Origin of the sequence: Legionella sp. km772 (assembly GCF_003989735.1) — a bacterium.
GTDB lineage: Bacteria > Pseudomonadota > Gammaproteobacteria > Legionellales > Legionellaceae > Legionella.
The window spans coordinates 1-1638 of sequence record NZ_RZGQ01000327.1 but is presented as its reverse complement, the minus strand read 5'-3'; the positions used below and the strand labels follow the sequence as shown (position 1 = coordinate 1638).

Sequence of the window (1638 nt, the reverse complement as noted above, 5' to 3'; positions counted from 1 at the left end):
AACTCATTTAAATCACTTTGCTATTAAGTACAAATTGATTCTTAGAGCGAACCAGATTGCTTGGCAGGAGCTTAAAAATATGGCAGCTTAAAATTGACCGTGCGTAACATGAGTCAATAAGCCAACCTTCCTCATTCCAAGTTTGCTCATGAACAGCCCCTTCTCCATTGATTCTAAATCGCTCATTACCACGTCCATCGTAAAACCAAGCAGATTGCCTATCTTCAGGAGTGGAAGGTGGAGTTTTAACCATAAATTCAGTTCGGTTAATAGGGGTGGCATAGCTAATTTCATGAATGAGCTTACCTTGGGCATTATGAGTGTATTGAGTAAATTGACGATGCTCATTTAAACTTGCGATACAATAACCCTCTGCATTAAATGCATAACTCATCACCTTATCTTGATCGCTAGTACATAATAGACTCTCGATAAAAGCCCAAGAGAAATCATCAATGGTATTAAGATTTAAAGGAATAGAATAATGACGTTCCTCAATACATTGACCATTGCCATTGTATTTTTTTCCAATTACCCCACCCAAAGCATCAATAGCATAACGTTGGTTATTTGCTACATCAAAACATGCGTAGGAAGGATGATTATTAGGATCAACAGTAATAATATAATTTCCTAAGGCATTATAAATTGTTTGCGTACTTAAGTTTATTTGCCCAGGGGCTATTATTTTATTAGTAACACGACTTAGAGGATCTCGCTCAAATTGAGTGATAAACTGTTGAGGATAATCATTGGATTCTTTAATTTCTAATACTACCTTTCCTAGACCGTCATACTCATAATGAGTACGAATTCCTATTCCATCAGGATCTATAATTTTATCCGTTTCCAAACCTCGTCTATCAAAAGTTTTGGTACTTATTTGATTTGCATCTATGCGCATTATTTCACGACCTTGCGCATCGCGTTTAAAAATCGAGGCGTGAACTTCATTATTTAAACCTAGTTCTATTTGCTCCTCTACCTGCCCCGATTTATTATGTTTGTACTGGACTTTATTTAGCGGATTTTTTATTTCGATGAGCCACCCAGCATTATTATAAGAGTAGATACGTGCATGACTATCAGCATCAATCTCAGTGTTAATTTGCCCATCAACATCGTATTTTTTTTGCTTAAGCTCACCATCAGCATTTAACTCACTTTCGATCTCGTTAAAGGCATTTTTTTTTATGATTGATGTGGATGAAGCGAGAGTACTAATTATAGTCCGATTATCATCGTCATAAGTAAGTATTGTACTCTGCTGTAAAGAATCCGTTCTTTTTGTTAGTCTAGATAGCTCATCCCAAGTTGATGTTATCTCTTGTTCTAGACCATTTATTTCTTTAATAATACGACCAAGCTTATCGTGATAGGTTTTATGCGTGCTTTGATTCGTATCGGTATAAATAACTAAACGTTCCTCATCGTGGTATTCCCAGGTTTCAGTCGCCTTAATCCCATCAGGATCGTGGATTTTTTTAAGAGGTCGGTTCGATTTATCATATACTATGCTAGGCAACGTCCCTGAAGTTTTTATAGACAAGATTTTATTTTGAATTGGTCACAGATTTTTTAATTTCACTTCGATCTACCCCCTCTCCCGCGATAGGAACTTTGATAGTATGATGATGC

General features: G+C 36.3%; 1 protein-coding gene. It reads right to left on the bottom strand.

Translation table 11 applies throughout. From position 1 onward, the window contains the following. Positions 1-7 precede the first annotated feature (7 nt). Entirely contained in the window at positions 8-1525 is a 1518-nt protein-coding gene (locus tag ELY15_RS15660; protein WP_158617531.1) for an RHS repeat domain-containing protein, read from the bottom strand. Positions 1526-1638: the final 113 nt, after the last annotated feature.